This is a genomic window from Gordoniibacillus kamchatkensis, assembly GCF_000829455.1.
Lineage (GTDB): Bacteria > Bacillota > Bacilli > Paenibacillales > NBRC-103111 > Gordoniibacillus > Gordoniibacillus kamchatkensis.
Map to the genome: position 1 here is coordinate 62465 of NZ_JXAK01000024.1, position 16535 is coordinate 78999.

Annotated in this window: 12 protein-coding genes and 1 pseudogene; 9 read left to right on the plus strand and 4 right to left on the minus strand. The window is 44.6% G+C overall.

From position 1 onward, the window contains the following. The first annotated feature begins 35 nt into the window (after positions 1–35). From SD70_RS36075 to SD70_RS14945, 7 genes and pseudogenes are all read left to right on the plus strand, one after another. Positions 36–419 (plus strand): hypothetical protein, encoded by a 384-nt coding sequence (locus SD70_RS36075; protein ID WP_156158033.1) that lies wholly within the window; start codon positions 36–38, stop codon positions 417–419. 167 nt (positions 420–586) lie between these two features. Beyond that, positions 587–2100 (plus strand): annotated as a pseudogene (locus SD70_RS14915) (TROVE domain-containing protein). 84 nt (positions 2101–2184) lie between these two features. Further along, positions 2185–2703 (plus strand): hypothetical protein, encoded by a 519-nt coding sequence (locus tag SD70_RS14920; protein WP_041048322.1) that lies wholly within the window; start codon positions 2185–2187, stop codon positions 2701–2703. A gap of 254 nt (positions 2704–2957) precedes the next feature. Further along, a complete protein-coding gene (locus SD70_RS14925) occupies positions 2958–3749 on the plus strand; it encodes a nucleotidyltransferase domain-containing protein (RefSeq protein WP_041048323.1) in 792 nt (263 codons plus the stop codon). Between the two features lie 3 nt (positions 3750–3752). Further along, complete coding sequence (locus SD70_RS14930; RefSeq protein WP_052487465.1) at positions 3753–5318, plus strand: hypothetical protein; 1566 nt, start codon at positions 3753–3755, stop codon at positions 5316–5318. A 41-nt stretch (positions 5319–5359) separates the two neighbouring features. Further along, positions 5360–6586, plus strand: a complete 1227-nt coding sequence (locus tag SD70_RS14935; protein WP_041048325.1) for an RtcB family protein — start codon at positions 5360–5362, stop codon at positions 6584–6586. An 854-nt stretch (positions 6587–7440) separates the two neighbouring features. Then, positions 7441–9321 (plus strand): DUF2075 domain-containing protein, encoded by a 1881-nt coding sequence (locus SD70_RS14945; RefSeq protein ID WP_041048327.1) that lies wholly within the window; start codon positions 7441–7443, stop codon positions 9319–9321. 289 nt (positions 9322–9610) lie between these two features. Here the strand turns inward: SD70_RS14945 and SD70_RS14950 are convergent, their stop codons facing one another. The 4 genes from SD70_RS14950 to yidD all read right to left on the minus strand — a co-directional run bounded on the left by SD70_RS14950 (position 9611) and on the right by yidD (position 11304). Continuing rightward, positions 9611–9991: a hypothetical protein gene (locus tag SD70_RS14950; RefSeq protein WP_156158034.1), complete on the minus strand. Its 381-nt coding sequence runs from the start codon at positions 9989–9991 to the stop codon at positions 9611–9613. A gap of 53 nt (positions 9992–10044) precedes the next feature. Beyond that, positions 10045–10386, minus strand: coding sequence for a hypothetical protein (locus SD70_RS14955; protein WP_041048329.1), 342 nt, complete (start codon positions 10384–10386; stop codon positions 10045–10047). Positions 10387–10461: 75 nt separating this feature from the next. Continuing rightward, positions 10462–10917 (minus strand): hypothetical protein, encoded by a 456-nt coding sequence (locus SD70_RS36080; protein WP_156158035.1) that lies wholly within the window; start codon positions 10915–10917, stop codon positions 10462–10464. A gap of 180 nt (positions 10918–11097) precedes the next feature. Continuing rightward, positions 11098–11304, minus strand: coding sequence for a membrane protein insertion efficiency factor YidD (yidD, locus tag SD70_RS40375; RefSeq protein ID WP_082053369.1), 207 nt, complete (start codon positions 11302–11304; stop codon positions 11098–11100). A 610-nt stretch (positions 11305–11914) separates the two neighbouring features. Between yidD and SD70_RS14960 the strand changes: the two genes are divergently transcribed. Together SD70_RS14960 and SD70_RS14965 are read left to right on the plus strand one after the other, a co-directional pair. Then, entirely contained in the window at positions 11915–14101 is a 2187-nt protein-coding gene (locus tag SD70_RS14960; RefSeq protein WP_041048330.1) for an MrcB family domain-containing protein, read from the plus strand. Further along, a complete protein-coding gene (locus SD70_RS14965; RefSeq protein ID WP_041048331.1) occupies positions 14073–16499 on the plus strand; it encodes a restriction endonuclease-like protein in 2427 nt (808 codons plus the stop codon). Before SD70_RS14960 ends, SD70_RS14965 begins: the two co-directional genes overlap by 29 nt. The last annotated feature ends 36 nt before the right edge of the window (positions 16500–16535 follow it).

A 16535-nucleotide genomic window follows, 5' to 3' on the forward strand; every position in this document is an offset into this window, starting at 1 on the left:
TTCTTCCATTGTAGCAGGGGAGGGAACTGGATGAAATGGAAAACTTTATGCCCAGTCGTAATACTTTCGCCATGTTCGTTATTCCAAAAATAAGCGAATATAGATACAGAAGCCGATGCGATAATGCGGCGGCTAAAAAGATCATCGAGGCGCATGGAAGGGTTACTTCGACTTCTAATCGGCTTGTCGTTGGTTCGAGTCCAACTTTCTCCAATGGAGGAATAGCTCAGTTGGTAGAGCAGCATGTACCTTTCCGACCAACTTCCTCGATGATCATTAATAATGGAATAGCGAAGCGAGGCGCCAGAAAGGGTTCCTTCGACTTATATGGGGTAAGTATTGATGGTGTCTGTCTTGGCACTAACGGCCTTTTCAATCATTTCCTCGCTTCGTTAAGAAATAACTTAAGCAGCCGGTGAGGCGCTGGGATGGGTTACTTCGAGCTTAATCGACCCATGTTTTACCCGGGCAATACGGCAGGTTCGACTCCTGCAGCAAACCTATCCCGTCTTTTCCTCACCATTGCTACAAAGCATATGCTTACGATGCCAGTTTTCTTCGAAAACTTTGAGGAGGTCAATCCAGTATGAGTATGGCAAAAAAACTGTTCGGTTCGTTTAGACCAAATACATTCAATAAAGATCATTACCCAGCATTCTCAAGATCCCTGGAGGAGCAGTTCTTACAGACATTACTGACCAATACCATGAGTAATACCTTTTACGCAGATCAAAATGAACTGCTATCCGATGCAGAACAGCTTCATCAAGAGATGGCGAACATTAATCCGAATTTTATGGCTAAGGCAATTTTATTTGCTCGGAACGAGGGCTTTATGAGACTGCAGCCGTTGTTTGGCTTGGCGGTTCTCTCGATTTATCGGCCGGATTTGTTTGCGAAGATCTTCCTGCTCGTGGTTCGGATTCCTTCCGATTTGTCCGACTTCCTAATGATATTGAAAGGTATGGGGCGTGGAGAGGGCGGACGTGCCGTCAAGCGGCAGGTAAACCGTTTCTTGTCCGGAGTGTCTGAATATTGGGCTATAAAATATAACGGACGTGGACGCGGCTACAGTCTGGGTGATGCCATTGCAACCGCTCATCCGAAACCGGAAGACTTGAAACAGCAGGCATTGTTCCGATATTTGCGGGGACTGAAGGCAAACCTTGCCTTGCTGCCTCAAGTCGAGGCTCTGGAGAATCTGAAGCTCGCCTCAACCGAGGAGGAGCAGATCGCGTGGATTGAACGTGGTAAGCTTCCTTATGAAACGGTTACGGGTGCAATCAAGCCGTCCAAAGCCGTTTGGGAAGCGCTGCTTTACCAGATGCCGACATTTGCGCTGCTCCGGCATATGAATGCTTTGCAGCGAGCCGGGGTTTTGGAGGATAAACGCAACTTGGACTATGTGGTGAACCGTATAACCGATGAACAGGCACTGAAGAAGGCCAAAATCATGCCCTTCCGTTTAGCGACGGCTTTCCGCCAGGTGGATCAACCGGAGTTACGGGACGCTTTGCGAGAAGCTGCCGAGCTACGTTCAATAACCTACCTGAATTCGGAGAAAAGACGGCAATTTTCCTTGATATCTCCGGCTCGATGAACGGCCAGTACTTAGAGATCGGTTCGGTGTTTGCATTGGCACTGTATAAGAAGACGCAGGGCAGTTCGTTGTTCTGGCTGTTTGATACAGAGGTTGTGGATGCTCGGCCTTCCCGCAAAGACAGTATCTTAACACAGGCGGCGCAAATCCATGCTCGTGGAGGAACCGATACAGGCGCGCCCGTTCGGAAGCTGATCCAAGAGCGGCGGAAGGTAGATCAAATCATCATCATCACGGATGAGCAGCAAAACAGCGGCAGTCCGTTTTATGAGCAGCTGAAACTATACCGTTCGAAAGTAAACCGGGACGTGAAGGCATTTATTGTGGATATTGCCCCGTATCGGCATGCAATGGTACCGGATCAAGATCCTCAGACCTTCTACATTTATGGTTGGAGTGATACTGTGCTTTCTTATATCGCGCAGTCCGTTAAAGGCTATTCTTCGCTGGTGGAGAGGGTAGAGGGAGTAAGTTTAGAGGATTTGAACAAATTGGTTTGAGCAATAATCTTGGATTTTGTTGACTCTCTCACATTGGTTAGTAAGGTAACGTTATACTATATGATTCAATTTTGGAGGTAACTCATGAGTAGATATTTTAGCGGTTTCTTCTTAAGAACAAATAACGTCTTAGGGTGGTTATATTCTGATGGGTTATTTGGAATGAAGAAAGCAGGCAATATATTATCCTTACTATTTTTGCTTGTAGGTTTGACCGTAAAGATATTTAGCAGTATTGAATATCTGAACAGGATTATGGCCGGTATAATGATGCTATTTGTGTTGTTCCTCTTTTTTATTGCTGGATTTAGAGTTTATGTGATTAAACCCCCAAAGTTAATCCGTGGAAGCAGTAAAACCCCGTCTGAACTTTTTAACACTTTTTCACACGGAGCTTACATATATGGGATTATTATTTTTTCTTTTATATCCTCATACTTTACTGGAGGAATTGTTCTCGTGGTTTCAAGATTTTTCTTGAATAATGACTTTAACCTTTCAAGAGTGTTTTACTATTTATTTTTTTTCTACATCTGCAATATTTACAGTTTTATATTTTATGTACCATATCGTAATGAAAAAGGTATCCACAAAGATTGTTAAGGCTAGAATTTCTTTATATTTAGCAATTACAGCTACACTTGCTACGGGAGTGTTTGGACTTCAAATTAAGGAAATCTTAACCCCAATGATAACTTTCTTAGGTTTAGGATTTGCTTGGTTAAAGTATTTCGTGGATAAAGTCGATTGTGAAAGTACGTAGAATACAGACTAATGATGCAAATTTTAGGTGCGAAAAGCGCATTAATTTATTTATAGATCTTTTCGTTCAATTAATCCAGAGAGGGGAGCCCGCCATGTCGGATGTTAAACAGCAAGTACTAGAGGAGCTAAGAAAAATTGAAAAGGAAGAGAACGTTCGAATCCTGTATGCTTGCGAATCGGGCAGCCGCGCATGGGGGTTCCCGTCCAAGGACAGCGACTACGACGTTAGATTTCTCTATGTTAGACCGGTGGACTGGTACTTATCGATCTTCGAGAAGCGGGATGTCATCGAGCGTCCGATCAGCGAGATGCTGGACATCAATGGCTGGGATCTGCGAAAGGCATTGAACTTGTTCCGCAAATCCAATCCTCCGCTGCTCGAGTGGCTTCAGTCTCCGATCGTCTATATGGAGAATCATGCGATAGCGGAGCAAATCCGCTGGATTTCACCTTTCACGTTTTCCCCGAAGTCCTGTATGTTTCACTATTTGCACATGGCAAAGGGGAACTACCGGGAGTATCTGCAAGGGGATCAGGTGAAAATCAAAAAGTATTTTTATGTTCTCCGCCCGATTTTGGCATGTGAGTGGATCGAGAAGCATAATACCATGCCACCTATAGAATTTGATCGGCTGGTTGATGCAGTTGTGCCTAGGGGAAGCGAGCTTAAAACGATTATCGACGGTTTGATTATCCACAAAAAGGCGGGCGATGAAATGGATTACGAACCAAGGATCAACCCCATCAACGAGTATTTGGAAGCAAAAATAGAGTATTACGAACGGATGGCATCGGGGATGAAAACCTCCGGTGAAGGCCAGGAACAGCGGCTTGACGATTTGTTCCGATCGGTGCTGAAGGAAGTTTGGGAAGAGGTGAAGTGAACGATGGTTATTTTCTTCGATAGAGCTAAACGGCCACTTTGGGAGGGCAAGTCCTCCATTTATTCCTATATTCAGGGACAAGGGGAATCCGTGGACGGATCGCTGCCGGATGACGAGGAATTTTGGTCCGGCAGTAAAATCAGATGGGTAGCTGGCGGTATGGATGGAGCATTTGGACATCATGCCGGACCTGCTAAGATGACGGATGAGGCACGAGAGCTGGTTCACCTACTAGCGAAGCAATCCAGAAAGCCTAAGAATTCAACAAGAAAGGAACTATATGCTAAGCTTGTGAAGACAGATATGGGTGGCATGATTGATGCCGTTTTAGATGAAGTACGCAAGCAGCCCGGTATACAGCCGGGTGCCTTATTCCTTGAGGCAAAATGGTTCGCGGAAAATGCGGCTCATCGAAATGTCGTCAAATTCGGAATTGCAATGCTGGGCCTTTTTCAGAACGAGCAAGTAAAGGAACTGCTTCTAACGCTGGGGAGTCACGAGGAATTTACGCTATATGCCGCGGTTGCGATTCATAATGGAATGGAAGATAGCAACCAAGCTCTATTTGAATTGGCTCAACGTGTTCATGGCTGGGGGAAAATACATATCGTCGAGAGGCTTGAGCCGGCTAATCAGGAGATAAAAGATTGGCTGCTGCGGCAAGGGTGCCACAACAGCGTCATGAACGAATATTTAGCCTGTATTTGTGCGAGAAATGGTGGTTTGCAGGAGGCGCTCTCGGCTGATCGGGTAGATAGCGCATTGTTTGATGGGGCGACCGATATCATTGAAGCATTATTGAATGGCGGGCCGGCTGAAGACATTGATGATTATGAGCATGCTCCGCAGGTGTTGTTTGAATACGTGAGGCTGACCCGGGAGATAGGGGCAGCCGTCAAGCATCTGTCAGCTATATTTATCATTTACGACTTCTTGGCTCAGGATGAGGAGAAGTGGGCCGTTCGGATGTCGGCGGGGTGGAGCGAGCAGTTAAGAACTGATATTAGCGATGCTTGCCAATCGATTATAGCCGACACCAAGTGGGCGGGCATCGTTATGGAGGCTGTTGGCAGCGGTGATTCGTCGGACCGTTACTATGGCGTAGCTTGTGCCGAAAAGCTTGGCATGGATATTTGGGACACTCTCTTTGATCAGCTTGCCGAAAACCCGCTGCAGGATTTTCATTTTATACAGCTCATGAAATCGAATGATCCAAACCGAATTCGGAAGTTTGTTCAATTCGCCACCGAACATCTTCCCTTGCAGCAAATCGCCTCTGGCCCCGGGAATGAGATGGGATTTGGCAAAGAATATGCAACACATAGGAATTTGGGCGCTATTTTGCAGAGCTTGGATCGATTCGAGGGGATTGGTACGGAATTGATTTTCACTGGCCTGAACAGTCCAGTGATCTCAAATCGGAACATGGCAATCAAGGCATTAGAGGGCTGGAACTTTGCTTCTTGGGGTGAGCGGCTTGTTGAAGCGGTCACTCACTTATCAGAAGTGGAACCTGAAGACTCGGTAAAAGAACGACTTCACAAACTCCGTGAGGCAAAAGGTTTGTAAGTACGGGAGTAGCATTCATTATATAGGAGTTGAATGGTTGTATGGCTTATCAAAATATAGACGGCGTGCGGGTCTGGGGTAACCCAGACAGCGGAGCGCTGGCTCAAGCGAAAACGTGCGCGGAAACCGGTCATGTGGTGCAAACCTTGCTCATGGCAGATCATCATAAGGGCTACAGCCAGCCGATCGGTGGGGTGGTTGTATACGACGGGCAAATCTCTCCCTCGGGCGTTGGTTATGATATTGCGTGCGGAAATAAAGCAATACGAACCAGCTTGTTTGCCCATGACATAAAGTCTGGTTTGAAGAACATTATGGATGAGGTCGCTCGCAAAATCTCCTTCGGGGTAGGTCGTGTCAATAATGAAAAGGTCGACCATGACCTTTTCGACGATCCGGATTGGGCCGTTTACAGGGTGGTAGGGAAGCAGGAGCACGACAAACTGAAAGCATTGGCACAGAGTCAGCTCGGCACGGTCGGCAGCGGCAACCACTTCGTAGACTTGTTTGAAGAAACGGGAACCGGCCGTTTGTGGATTGCGAATCATTTCGGAAGCAGGGGGTTCGGGCATAAAACGGCGAGCGGTTTTATCAACCTAGCTGCTGGCAGAGAGTTTCTCGCAAACGCCCCCGGTGAGAAGATGGATCAGCCGCCAGTACTGCTGGATTTGAACAGCGAACTGGGCGATATGTATTACAGAGCGATGAAGCTGGCTGGACGTTACGCCTATGCCGGACGGGATTATGTGATCCGGCAAGTATTAGCCATTCTGGGAACGGAAGCGGACATTGAAGTGCATAACCATCATAACTATGCATGGAAAGAGACGCACAATGGAAAAGAGGTTATCGTCGTCCGAAAAGGGGCAACCCCGTCTGCACCTGGTCAGGTTGGTTTTATCGGCGGCAGTATGGGGGATATATCCGTTATCGTAAAGGGGAAGGACAGTACAGAGAACCGGGATTCGTATTACAGCACCGTTCACGGAGCGGGACGCATCATGAGCCGGACCCAAGCGGCAGGCAAAATGAACTGGAAAACCCGCACCCGAAGCGGCGGTCAAATAACTACGGAGCAAATGATGGAGGCTGTTCGGGATTTCGGTGTGGAACTGCGCGGCGCAGGCACGGATGAAAGTCCTTTTGTTTACCGGAAGCTTCAAGAGGTGCTGGATGCGCATGCGGAAACGATCGAGGTTATGCACGTGCTGAAACCGATTGGTGTTTGCATGGCTGGAGCGGATGAGTTTGATCCGTATAAGGATTGAGGCATTTCCAAAAGCTCATCAATTTGAGGTGATTATATTGTTGGTTCAAGTTAGTAGTTTCATCATGCCCGGCCTGTAAGGGATGACATAAATTCCCTTGGCTCCTTTGCAGGCTGGGCCTTTTCCCAAGGGGCGTGATGGAATGAAAAACAAATCTAGAATTCGAACGCGTGCGTATTACCGGCATCATCGAAAAAGGGTGATCCAGCGTAAAAGCAAGATTGCTAGGCAGTTCGGATGGCATGTGAAGTTTGCCGGGAAGTTTGCAATGGGTAAGATTCATTGTTCCTGCTTCTATTGCAGGAGAAAGACAAGGGAACTGGGATTGCCTAAGTCCGATTTTGTAAGGCTTGAACGTATGGATGATTTTTATGATTTGGAAGAATAGTATATTATCTTTTCGAAACGGGAACCTGCCGTAGATGTAATGTCTACGGCCGTTTATATTTACGGAATAAGAATAAGGGGCCCTGACATTCACTAATGAATTACGTATAGTCCAAATGCATTAAGATTATTTCATCACATTGCAAGAAATGTGAAGCAGAATGGCCCAGTAAGGTTAACAGCATATGGTCAGGATCGACTCTCGCGTGAAGGAAAATATGAATTTGTTGTTTTTGGTGCAGATCGATTCTTTATAGAGAATATGAGTTTACTTGGCCTAGCCCCTTTTTATACTACAAATTCATAGATGGACATATTTGAAGCCCAAGAAGCTAATTGGGTTTTTTTGTCGCTATGAGTTAACTAAGCATACTAATATCATCATATGTGACAAATAAGTATGGTACAATTTAACTAATCGACTGCTTAAGGAGCCAACTTATGAAAAGCACAAATGAGGTGAAACCATGATTGTATATGAAGCAACGAAGAACGAATTTATCACGGATGTGTTCATGGATAATCTAGTTGAACATATTAGCACGAATTTTAAAGAGAAGATCGGCAATGTAAATATTGGAGAAGTTAGGGCGTGGGACCGGTCCATGCAATACATGTATCGAGTTCTGGTAGATCCGGAAATTCCTGCAAATGCCGGAGTGGCTATTGAGTTTAAAGTTCCCTACACGTCGAAGCGGATTGACTTTCTTATCTCCGGCAGGAATGATCGTTCCGATTCTGTCATGGTCGTTGAATTGAAACAGTGGGATTCTCTTGAAAAGGTAGAAGGTAAAGAAGCGATTGTCAAGACTTTTCTAAACAAAGGGGTAAAGGAGACGCCTCATCCTTCTTATCAAGTATGGTCCTACTCGGCCCTAATTGAGGATTATAATGAAAATGTTCAGAACGAGGGGATTAAGCTCTACCCCTGCGCGTATCTACACAATTATTTGATTTCAAATTTAAATGATCCTTTGGTCGATCCTATATACCGTCCATATATTGAGCAAGCCCCTGTTTTCGCTAAAGGGGATGCGGAAAAACTAAGAAATTTTATCAAGACCTATATTAAATATGGTGATGATAAAGAGAATCTATATCGTATTGAGAGGGGGCGTATTAGGCCCTCGAAGTCGTTGCAAGATTCACTTACCAGTATGTTAAAAGGCATTAGTGAATTTAAAATGATCGACGAACAGAAAGTGGTCTATGAAACTGCATTAGTACTTGCTAACAAGGCTCAGCGGTCAGGCCAGAAGCAGGTTCTGATTGTTGAAGGTGGTCCTGGAACCGGAAAATCGGTACTAGCAATTAATCTTTTGGTTCAATTAACGAAATCAGGTCTGGTTGCCCAATATGTAACACGAAACTCGGCTCCACGGAATGTATATGCGGCAATGCTTTCTGGGGATTTCCGTAAAACTCGGATAGACAATCTTTTTAAAGGATCAGGCAGTTATTATGAAACTCCACCTAATGAGTTTGATGTCCTTCTCATCGATGAAGCTCACCGATTGAATGAAAAGTCGGGTATGTTTCAGAACTTGGGTGAGAATCAAGTAAAAGAAGTGATTCAAGCCGCAAGGTTTGCAGTATTTTTCATTGATGAGAGACAACGAGTGACTCTGAAAGATATCGGTAATATCGATCTAATTGAGAAATTTGCCACGGAATATGGAGCAACGGTAACGAAAGCAGAGCTCACTTCACAATTTCGTTGTGACGGCTCGGATGGTTATATAGCTTGGCTCGAAGATGTTTTGCAGATTCGAGAGACGGCTAACGCAAGTGATTTTGGGATGGATTATGAATTTCGAGTCTTTTCCGACCCTCACGAAATGAAAGCACAGATCGAGAAGTTGAACGCACAGAAAAATAAATCAAGAATCGTCGCAGGGTACTGCTGGGATTGGTCGAGTGATCATCGAGATGATACTACACATCTTGATATCTACATACCGGAACATGATTTTGGGATGAGCTGGAACTTGAATAATACGGCTACCTGGGCTATTGATGCCAATTCCGTTCATGAAGCTGGTTGTATTCATACCTGCCAAGGCCTTGAGTTCGACTACGTCGGTGTCATTATTGGAGATGATCTTCAATACAGAGATGGTCAGTTGATTACGGATTATAAGAAAAGGGCAAGAACAGACCAGTCACTTAAAGGGCTTTCTAAGATTCTGAAGGAAGACAAGGCTCGAGGTGAAAAGCTAGCTGATGATATCATTCGGAACACCTATCGTACATTAATGACTAGAGGGCAAAAGGGTTGCTTTATCTATTGTACGGATAAGGGACTTGAGCGTTATTTTAATGAGAGATTACATAGGATGAAGAAATAGTGTAAGAAAGCAATGGATTATTAATTTGCAGATGTTTGAAAATAATAGAGTTGATTGATTATTGACGAAATCAACAGATTTGTTAGTGAAAATGCTTTGGTGAAATAAATGGATAGTAGTGCTCTTATTTCGCAATTTGCCTATTGGATATTTAGAAGTAAGAAACTTTTTAGTAAAGAGGTTCGATTTTCTTCTTGTTCAGCTCCTTGAATTTTTGATGCTCATACTTCGAAATATCTTGTTAAGTATGAAGAGTTACCCAATCTAAGAGAAGGCCACTTTCATAAGTTTAGCTAATGATAATCAATAATATGGAAAACAAAATAAACTTTAGATTCGGATGATAAATGTGATTAAGAAAATATAAAATTTTACGAAGTATTCGATTTTTAAATCTTTCTTGATTATCTTCACCCCACCATATAAGTAATGTAAAGATTTGAATACCAATATTAAAGAGTAGACTACCTGTCATGAAAATGACTCCAATAAATTGATAAATCAAGTATATAAATCCGTCAAATCCGCCACTAAATAGTCCTTTACCTTCTTTAATATTTTGTTCAGTAATTAGTGCCTGCTCAGAAGTATAGATTGGGTGATACAATAAATGAATAGAGAATATTACATAAGCCCATAAAAAGCTTGTCCAACCCAACAAAAATTTCATGTTTTGATTACTTGGATGCTTTATTTCTCTGCATAATGCCACTAAATTAAACATTAATCCAAATAAAGCAACACTTCTTTTTTCCTAAAGAAAAACACTGTGAAGAGAACCAATGCTACTAACGCAACTATTAATATCTCGTTGCCACTCTTATGATCACTCTGATCTTTATATTTGATAATAACCTTTACTTTTTCTCTTCTAAAATCAGGGTCAATATTGATTGAAAGTTTGTTACTGATTTTCTTCATTTCTTCCTGACTTATAAATCCCCTTCTCTTTTGCCTCCATTCATCTAACAAAAAATTAAATAGATATGCGATGGGGAGGAATAATATTGCAACAAGTATGTTTGTTAAGAGACTATCTCTATTAATTTCTATCCAATGACTCAACTAATTTCACCTATATTCTATTATTTAATGGTTCTTTTTCTATCTCATCAATGTAATATATAATAATATTTAGACTTATAAATTAATTATTCGTACCGCAGTTGATGTAATGTTTGGGCTAGGAACTGTACCAATATTCGAAAACAATATATTGAAAGTATTCCCTTTAGTAAGGTCCCAACAAGAAACATCGTTAATAGGTGGTATAATGTATAAGGAAGAAAATGAAGTGAGAAGAGTTTTAAAAATAGGTAACCACATTGTAGCGTCATCAAGTTTCCCGTATTCTAAAAAGATAATTCTTTGAATCTTAGGATCATACAAGTAATTACAAGTAACATCTAATTTTTTCTTATTTGAGAGTTGAGATTTAGGCAAAATAAATTTATTTCTTGTGTACTGCAAAGAAGTTAAGGCATCACTATATTCATCAGTTGCCAGTCCCCAAAAAGTTCTTAAAAAACCAATAGCTAACTGCCTCGACCATTTTTCGTCTCTATAATTCAAAATAGGAGAGTCGATTTTCAACAAGAATGCAGAATTAATTCTTTCTTCCGTATCCCAATAGCTCTCGCAAAATGAACATTTCCTTTCGTAAAATCCCCAATGTAAGCTCTATAAAATTTATACAGCGTAACCTTCACAGTGGCCACACTCCTAAAATTATTTTTATATCGCTATTATCAGGTTGGCAAATTGATGAAAGAGATGTTAAGGGTAATCAATATAAGGTCGGTTTGAAAACGGATGGCAATCATTTATTCTCAGGATAGTTTTCTTTGTTGCAACAAAAAATGTATATTTTTTGTATGCCATAATTGCATAATTTGAACATGAAGGGTAATGCAGACATTTCGGGTTCTTTCGTTTAACAGTTATTTGATATAACCTTATGAATAAAATACATATCCAATTCATAGTTATTTCAGCTCTTCTATAATTTCTGAATAAACTTGTCTTATTTCGTATCCCTTTTCTTTAGTTGGGATTGGAATTTTTACAGTACCCCCAGATGAACTTATTCGTAGTTGAAATACTTTCGCACCGCTACATCCACACCCTGTTGATTCTTGCGCCTCCGATACTTCAACGAATGAAATTTTCTCTAAAGGTAGTATTCCATCTTTTTCGACATACTGATTTTTTTCCTCTTGAATTTTCGTCTTTGTAAATAACCCGTTTATTAGTAAGCGCTATCCAGTAATTTTCTCTAGAACCCGAACCAAGCATCCGCCTTTTAAACTAATGTATGAAAAATAAAATACTTGTTCCTGTGTCATAATTTGGCTTGTCAGTTCTGTAGGTAAGCCGTCTCTTATTGGGACCAGAGTCATAGTATTCGACCTCCGATTCATTGTGCTATCTATTTTTATTCAACATTTTATTCCATATTCCTTTACTAATTTGTAAGTTTTATATTATTTGTGGATCTAGAATTTATAGATTTGCAGGAACCATTTCCCACCTTGGCGAATGATTAGGAATATTGTCGTATTCCTACAACATATTGCTAAGGTGGGTTTCCTTTATGTCTTTACCTAACGCACTATCCGGCATCTTTACCCACAAACAAAAATCTTACAAAATGATCCTAATCCTCGCGCTGCTGAATGAAATGAACGCTACTGGCAAGCGTGAAGCCTCTTTAAACAACTTAAAACAACGCTTCCTTTCCATATTTCAAGACAGAGAAGCCCAAGGCAAGCCAGTAGATGCACCCATCAACAACGCTAGAAGATGGGCTGATGTAACCATCAGCCAAATCTCCCAAATCATAACCACTCCCATATCAGCACTTAGCGACATTTTGGAACAGAACCACCAGATCCAAACCATCGGGTTTAAACAGCATCTGTACGAAACCTGGGATGAAGACGTGCTCATCGAGCTTCATGATTATGCCAGTAAAGAGCTCGAACTTTACCATCAGCAACGACAATACACTTCATTCTCGCTACGCGAAGCTCTAAATCACGTCTTGTCCAAATACCTTCCGGCCAAAAGAGAGCCATTCAGCAACAACGCCTTAGGCATTTTTGTGCGTAGACAAATCCCCTCAGGACTTAGCGGCCTGCCATTCATTCATGACAATCTCAAAATAACCGCCTCGGTTGGTCAAGGAGTATGGGCAAATATTCCTTGGATCGCTATCATGGATCGGCATATTACGGAATCTACGCAACACGGGGAGTATATCGTATATCTGTTTGCCGAGGATATGAGCTCCGTCTACCTGACTCTAGCCCAAGGGGTAACAGAACCTAATAAACGCGGCAAAGTAGAAGGATACAAGTATCTGCGTCAAAAAGTTCAAGAAATGAGGGCGATACTTCCGCTTGAAGGGCTCCGCAAAGATGAGGAGATTCACCTTACTTCAGGTGGGCTGGGGCGCGATTATCAGGTGTCTACGGTTGCTTATTATAGATACGATCGAGATCAGCTCCCAGACGAGCAGCAATTAATCACCGACCTAGAGAATCTCGTGAACAATTACAACCAGTATGTAGAGACCGTCCTTAATCCTAACGAACAGGAGCAACCACCTGTGCCCGAGCATACCGTGAGCGAGCGGCTCCAAGCCGTGAAAGCCTACATCCATCAAAAAGGCTTTGCCTATCCTGACCATCTCATCGAAAACTTCTACCTCTCACTAAAGTCCAGGCCTTTCGTCATCCTTGCAGGAGTATCGGGCACAGGCAAAACCAAGCTGGTCAAGCTATTCGCCGAAGCTCTAGGAGCTACGAGCGAAAACGGCCAGTTCACACTCATTCCAGTACGGCCAGATTGGAGCGATCCGTCGGACCTACTGGGCTACAAAGACCTTAACCATATCTTTCGGCTAGGACCACTAACGGAAGTGTTGATCGAAGCGGCGAAGCCGGCAAACCAACATAAGCCTTATTTTATTTGCATTGACGAGATGAATTTGGCGCGGGTTGAGCATTATTTTAGCGATATGTTAAGTGTGCTTGAGACTCAGGAACGACGCGGTGACCGCATTGTAACCGACCCGCTTATTCGTACGTCTGCGCTCGTGAGCGAAGAAGACAAGCAACGTTACGGTAACTTAATCCTACCTGATAATGTGTACTTGATCGGCACGGTTAATATGGACGAGACGACGCATCCCTTCAGCAAAAAGGTACTGGACCGAGCCAATACGATTGAATTTAATTACATAAACCTTGATCAGTTTCCTTCATCGCAGACAATCAGCGGGGGCTCTCAGCCTATCGCGGCATCGAATGCTTTTCTACGCTCGGACTATCTCCAGCTAGTGGATGTGTATCACAGCGAGTACAAGCAACTTATCGAACAGACGACGGACAAGCTGGTGCAGATTAACGATATTTTGGAATCGATTCATTCCCATGTCGGCTTCCGGATTCGGGATGCGATCTGCTTCTATCTCATCTACAACCAACAAGCGCAACTGCTTACGCAAGAAGCGGCTTTTGACCTCCAGCTTCTGCAGAAAATCTTGCCGAGAATTCAAGGGAGCAGCGCCTCTGTGCGCCGAGTTCTGCTTCAGCTTTTGGAAATTACGCTAGGTAAAAAGCTTAACAAATCCGAGCTGGAAGAAGATGCGGCGGAGCTTTGGAAAGATACTGTCAAGACTGTGGAGTCGGCTTCATACCCGCAAAGCGCTAGAAAAATCATCTTCATGCTACGGAGGTTAGATGAAGATGGCTTCACGTCGTACTGGCTTTCTTAATCCCCCGGTTGAGCTGCTCCACATTGATACGAACCAGTTCAACCTGTATTTGCAAGGCAAGCCGTTTCATCCGACAGTCGAATCGCTCCGGTTACATCGCCGCGACGATGCCACTTGGGAGGATGCGCACGTACAGGTACAGCTGCTCACCTCGGGTCTAGAGATTCGCTCCATCAAGCTGTTTTCCCCGGAACTGCAGGATCTCGTACCTTGGCAGCCGGGGGAGGCGTGTCCGCCGCTTTTTTTCGAGACGCAATCGTACGAACTGGTGGTGGAGATGGAGCCTGGTGCTCCGCTCACCTTTTACCATGACAACGTAAGTCTTCGCGAAGCTGTGTTGCCCAAGGGGAGTCGGCTGCTGTCAGGGCTGCTCAATTTTCAAAATGAAGTCGGATACACGGAGCTCGAACTAAGACAGCATGGGGAGCCGGTGTTCCGACTGCAACTGGAGATTTTCCCGTCCAAAATGGATTACAAAAAGGATTACCAAGCAATTCTTCACGAGGTGAACGAGCAAATTTACAATTTGTCGTTCGACTTTTTACGGAAGACGTACCACCTGACGGGGCTCAAAGAGACGCGGCATCAGAGCTTGACGGAGTTCTTCACGATTGTTCAGCATGTGTTCCGGCAGCTCGTGCAGACGGTGGAACGTATACAAAGTGCCCCGCACCACAAACTGCGAGTGGAAAACCGCCTTGTCGATGCAGCCCGTGTCAAAAAAGCCGGCCGCGAAAATGTCGCGTTCCTCACGAAGCGCCCCTACCTGCTCGCCAAGGACGAGCGGCAAGGGCTGCTCCGGATCGGCGACATGGCGTACACGCCAACGCATGTGCTGGAAACGAGGCGGCATGTGGATTTTGATACGATGGAGAATCGTTTTGTCCGGTGGGTTCTTGTACGAGTTCAGCAGAAGCTGCGGAGTTTGAAGGTGCTGCTTGGAAAGAAGGAGCGGCAACCCGATCCGGTGCTGATAAATAAGCTGGGCCGGATGCAAGCGGAGTTGCAACGACTGCTTAGGCTGGATTATCTCCAGGTTGGCGAAATGCGCCAGATGACGATGTCGCTTGTGCTGCAAATGGCGCCGGGATATCGGGAGGTGTACCGGTATTACCTGATGTTGATGAAGGGGCTTTCTATTCAGAGCGATTTGTTCCGATTGTCGATGAAGGATCTCGCGCAGTTATACGAGTATTGGTGCTTCCTGAAGATTCATGAGCTACTGAGCCGGAAATATGAGCTTGTCAGGCAGGATGTTGTGAAGGTGAATCGTGGCGGCTTGTTTGTGACGTTGGATCGTTCGAAGAATGCGCGGATGGTGTATCGAAACCCGAGGAACGATGAGATTTTCACGTTGTATTATAATTCTTTGCCGTTGGGGGATCGAAGCGAGACGGTGGCTCAGCGGCCGGACAATGTGCTGACGCTGAAAAAGCAGGAGTCGTCGGTAGAATACAAGTATGTGTTCGACGCTAAATATCGGATCAACCCTGCTTATGAGGGGACGTCATATCGGGAGCAGTACGGTACGCCGGGTCCGCAGGAAGACGATATCAATACGATGCACCGGTATAGGGATGCCATCGTGTATAAGTCCACTGTTGAGGACGTCGGCGCTGGACAGAGGGAGCTTGAGCGGACAATGTTTGGAGCGTATGTATTGTTTCCTTATCCAAACGAGGAGGAGTATCGACGGCATACTTTCTACCGCAGCATTGAGCTTGTAAATGTAGGGGCGTTCCCGTTCCTGCCGAATGCGACGACGTTGGTGGAGGAGTTTTTGGACGAGCTCATCATGGATAGCCCGGAGAAGGCTTATGAGCGCTCGACCAGGCCGCGTGGAACAAAGCAATACTATGCGGATAAGCTCGCTGGAAAAACGGTGCTAGTCGGGGCGCTTAGCCATATGGATCAATTGCGGGATGCGAAGAGACACAGGTTCTACCATGTTCCTCTGAAGCATTTTGCCAATCATCAAGCTCTGTCGCAGTTGGAATATGTGGCGATCTACCAGTCGAAGCGGTTGTTTGGCGAAGAACGGGCGGGCATTACGCTGTATGGTCGGGTGAAGGAGTGGCAGGTGTTGCCGCGGGCCGACATTCGCGAGATTCCGTCGCGTCGCGGTGCTTCGAGCGAGCTGTATGTGAAGCTGACGGTGGAGGAATGGCTGGAGCGGGCTACATCAATCGTGCCGGGTGGGCATGGCGTGCAAAGTGTGTTGCTAACGTCGAAATATATGTTCGACCGAGCGTATGAGGTGGCGGAGCTACGGCTGGAGACGGAGGAGCAGCTGCGCGACTGGCGGGAGAAGCGGCGCCGGGGGAAGGTCAATGTAACATGGGACGAGTACCATATTGATCGGGCAACAAGGCTTGAGGGATTGGACATTGGGGAGTAGAGAGGGGACAGGTGCATTTGTTTAACGAGGCGCGAG

Coding starts and splice junctions, on each gene's coding strand:
- SD70_RS14945 (WP_041048327.1), top strand. CDS start 7,441: ATGATTGTATATGAAGCAACGAAGAACGAATTTATCACGGATGTGTTC.
- SD70_RS14950 (WP_156158034.1), bottom strand. CDS start 9,991: ATGAAATTTTTGTTGGGTTGGACAAGCTTTTTATGGGCTTATGTAATA.
- SD70_RS14920 (WP_041048322.1), top strand. CDS start 2,185: ATGAGTAGATATTTTAGCGGTTTCTTCTTAAGAACAAATAACGTCTTA.
- SD70_RS14930 (WP_052487465.1), top strand. CDS start 3,753: ATGGTTATTTTCTTCGATAGAGCTAAACGGCCACTTTGGGAGGGCAAG.
- SD70_RS36075 (WP_156158033.1), top strand. CDS start 36: ATGGAAAACTTTATGCCCAGTCGTAATACTTTCGCCATGTTCGTTATT.
- SD70_RS14960 (WP_041048330.1), top strand. CDS start 11,915: ATGTCTTTACCTAACGCACTATCCGGCATCTTTACCCACAAACAAAAA.
- SD70_RS14935 (WP_041048325.1), top strand. CDS start 5,360: ATGGCTTATCAAAATATAGACGGCGTGCGGGTCTGGGGTAACCCAGAC.
- SD70_RS14965 (WP_041048331.1), top strand. CDS start 14,073: ATGGCTTCACGTCGTACTGGCTTTCTTAATCCCCCGGTTGAGCTGCTC.
- yidD (WP_082053369.1), bottom strand. CDS start 11,304: ATGAATTGGATATGTATTTTATTCATAAGGTTATATCAAATAACTGTT.
- SD70_RS14925 (WP_041048323.1), top strand. CDS start 2,958: ATGTCGGATGTTAAACAGCAAGTACTAGAGGAGCTAAGAAAAATTGAA.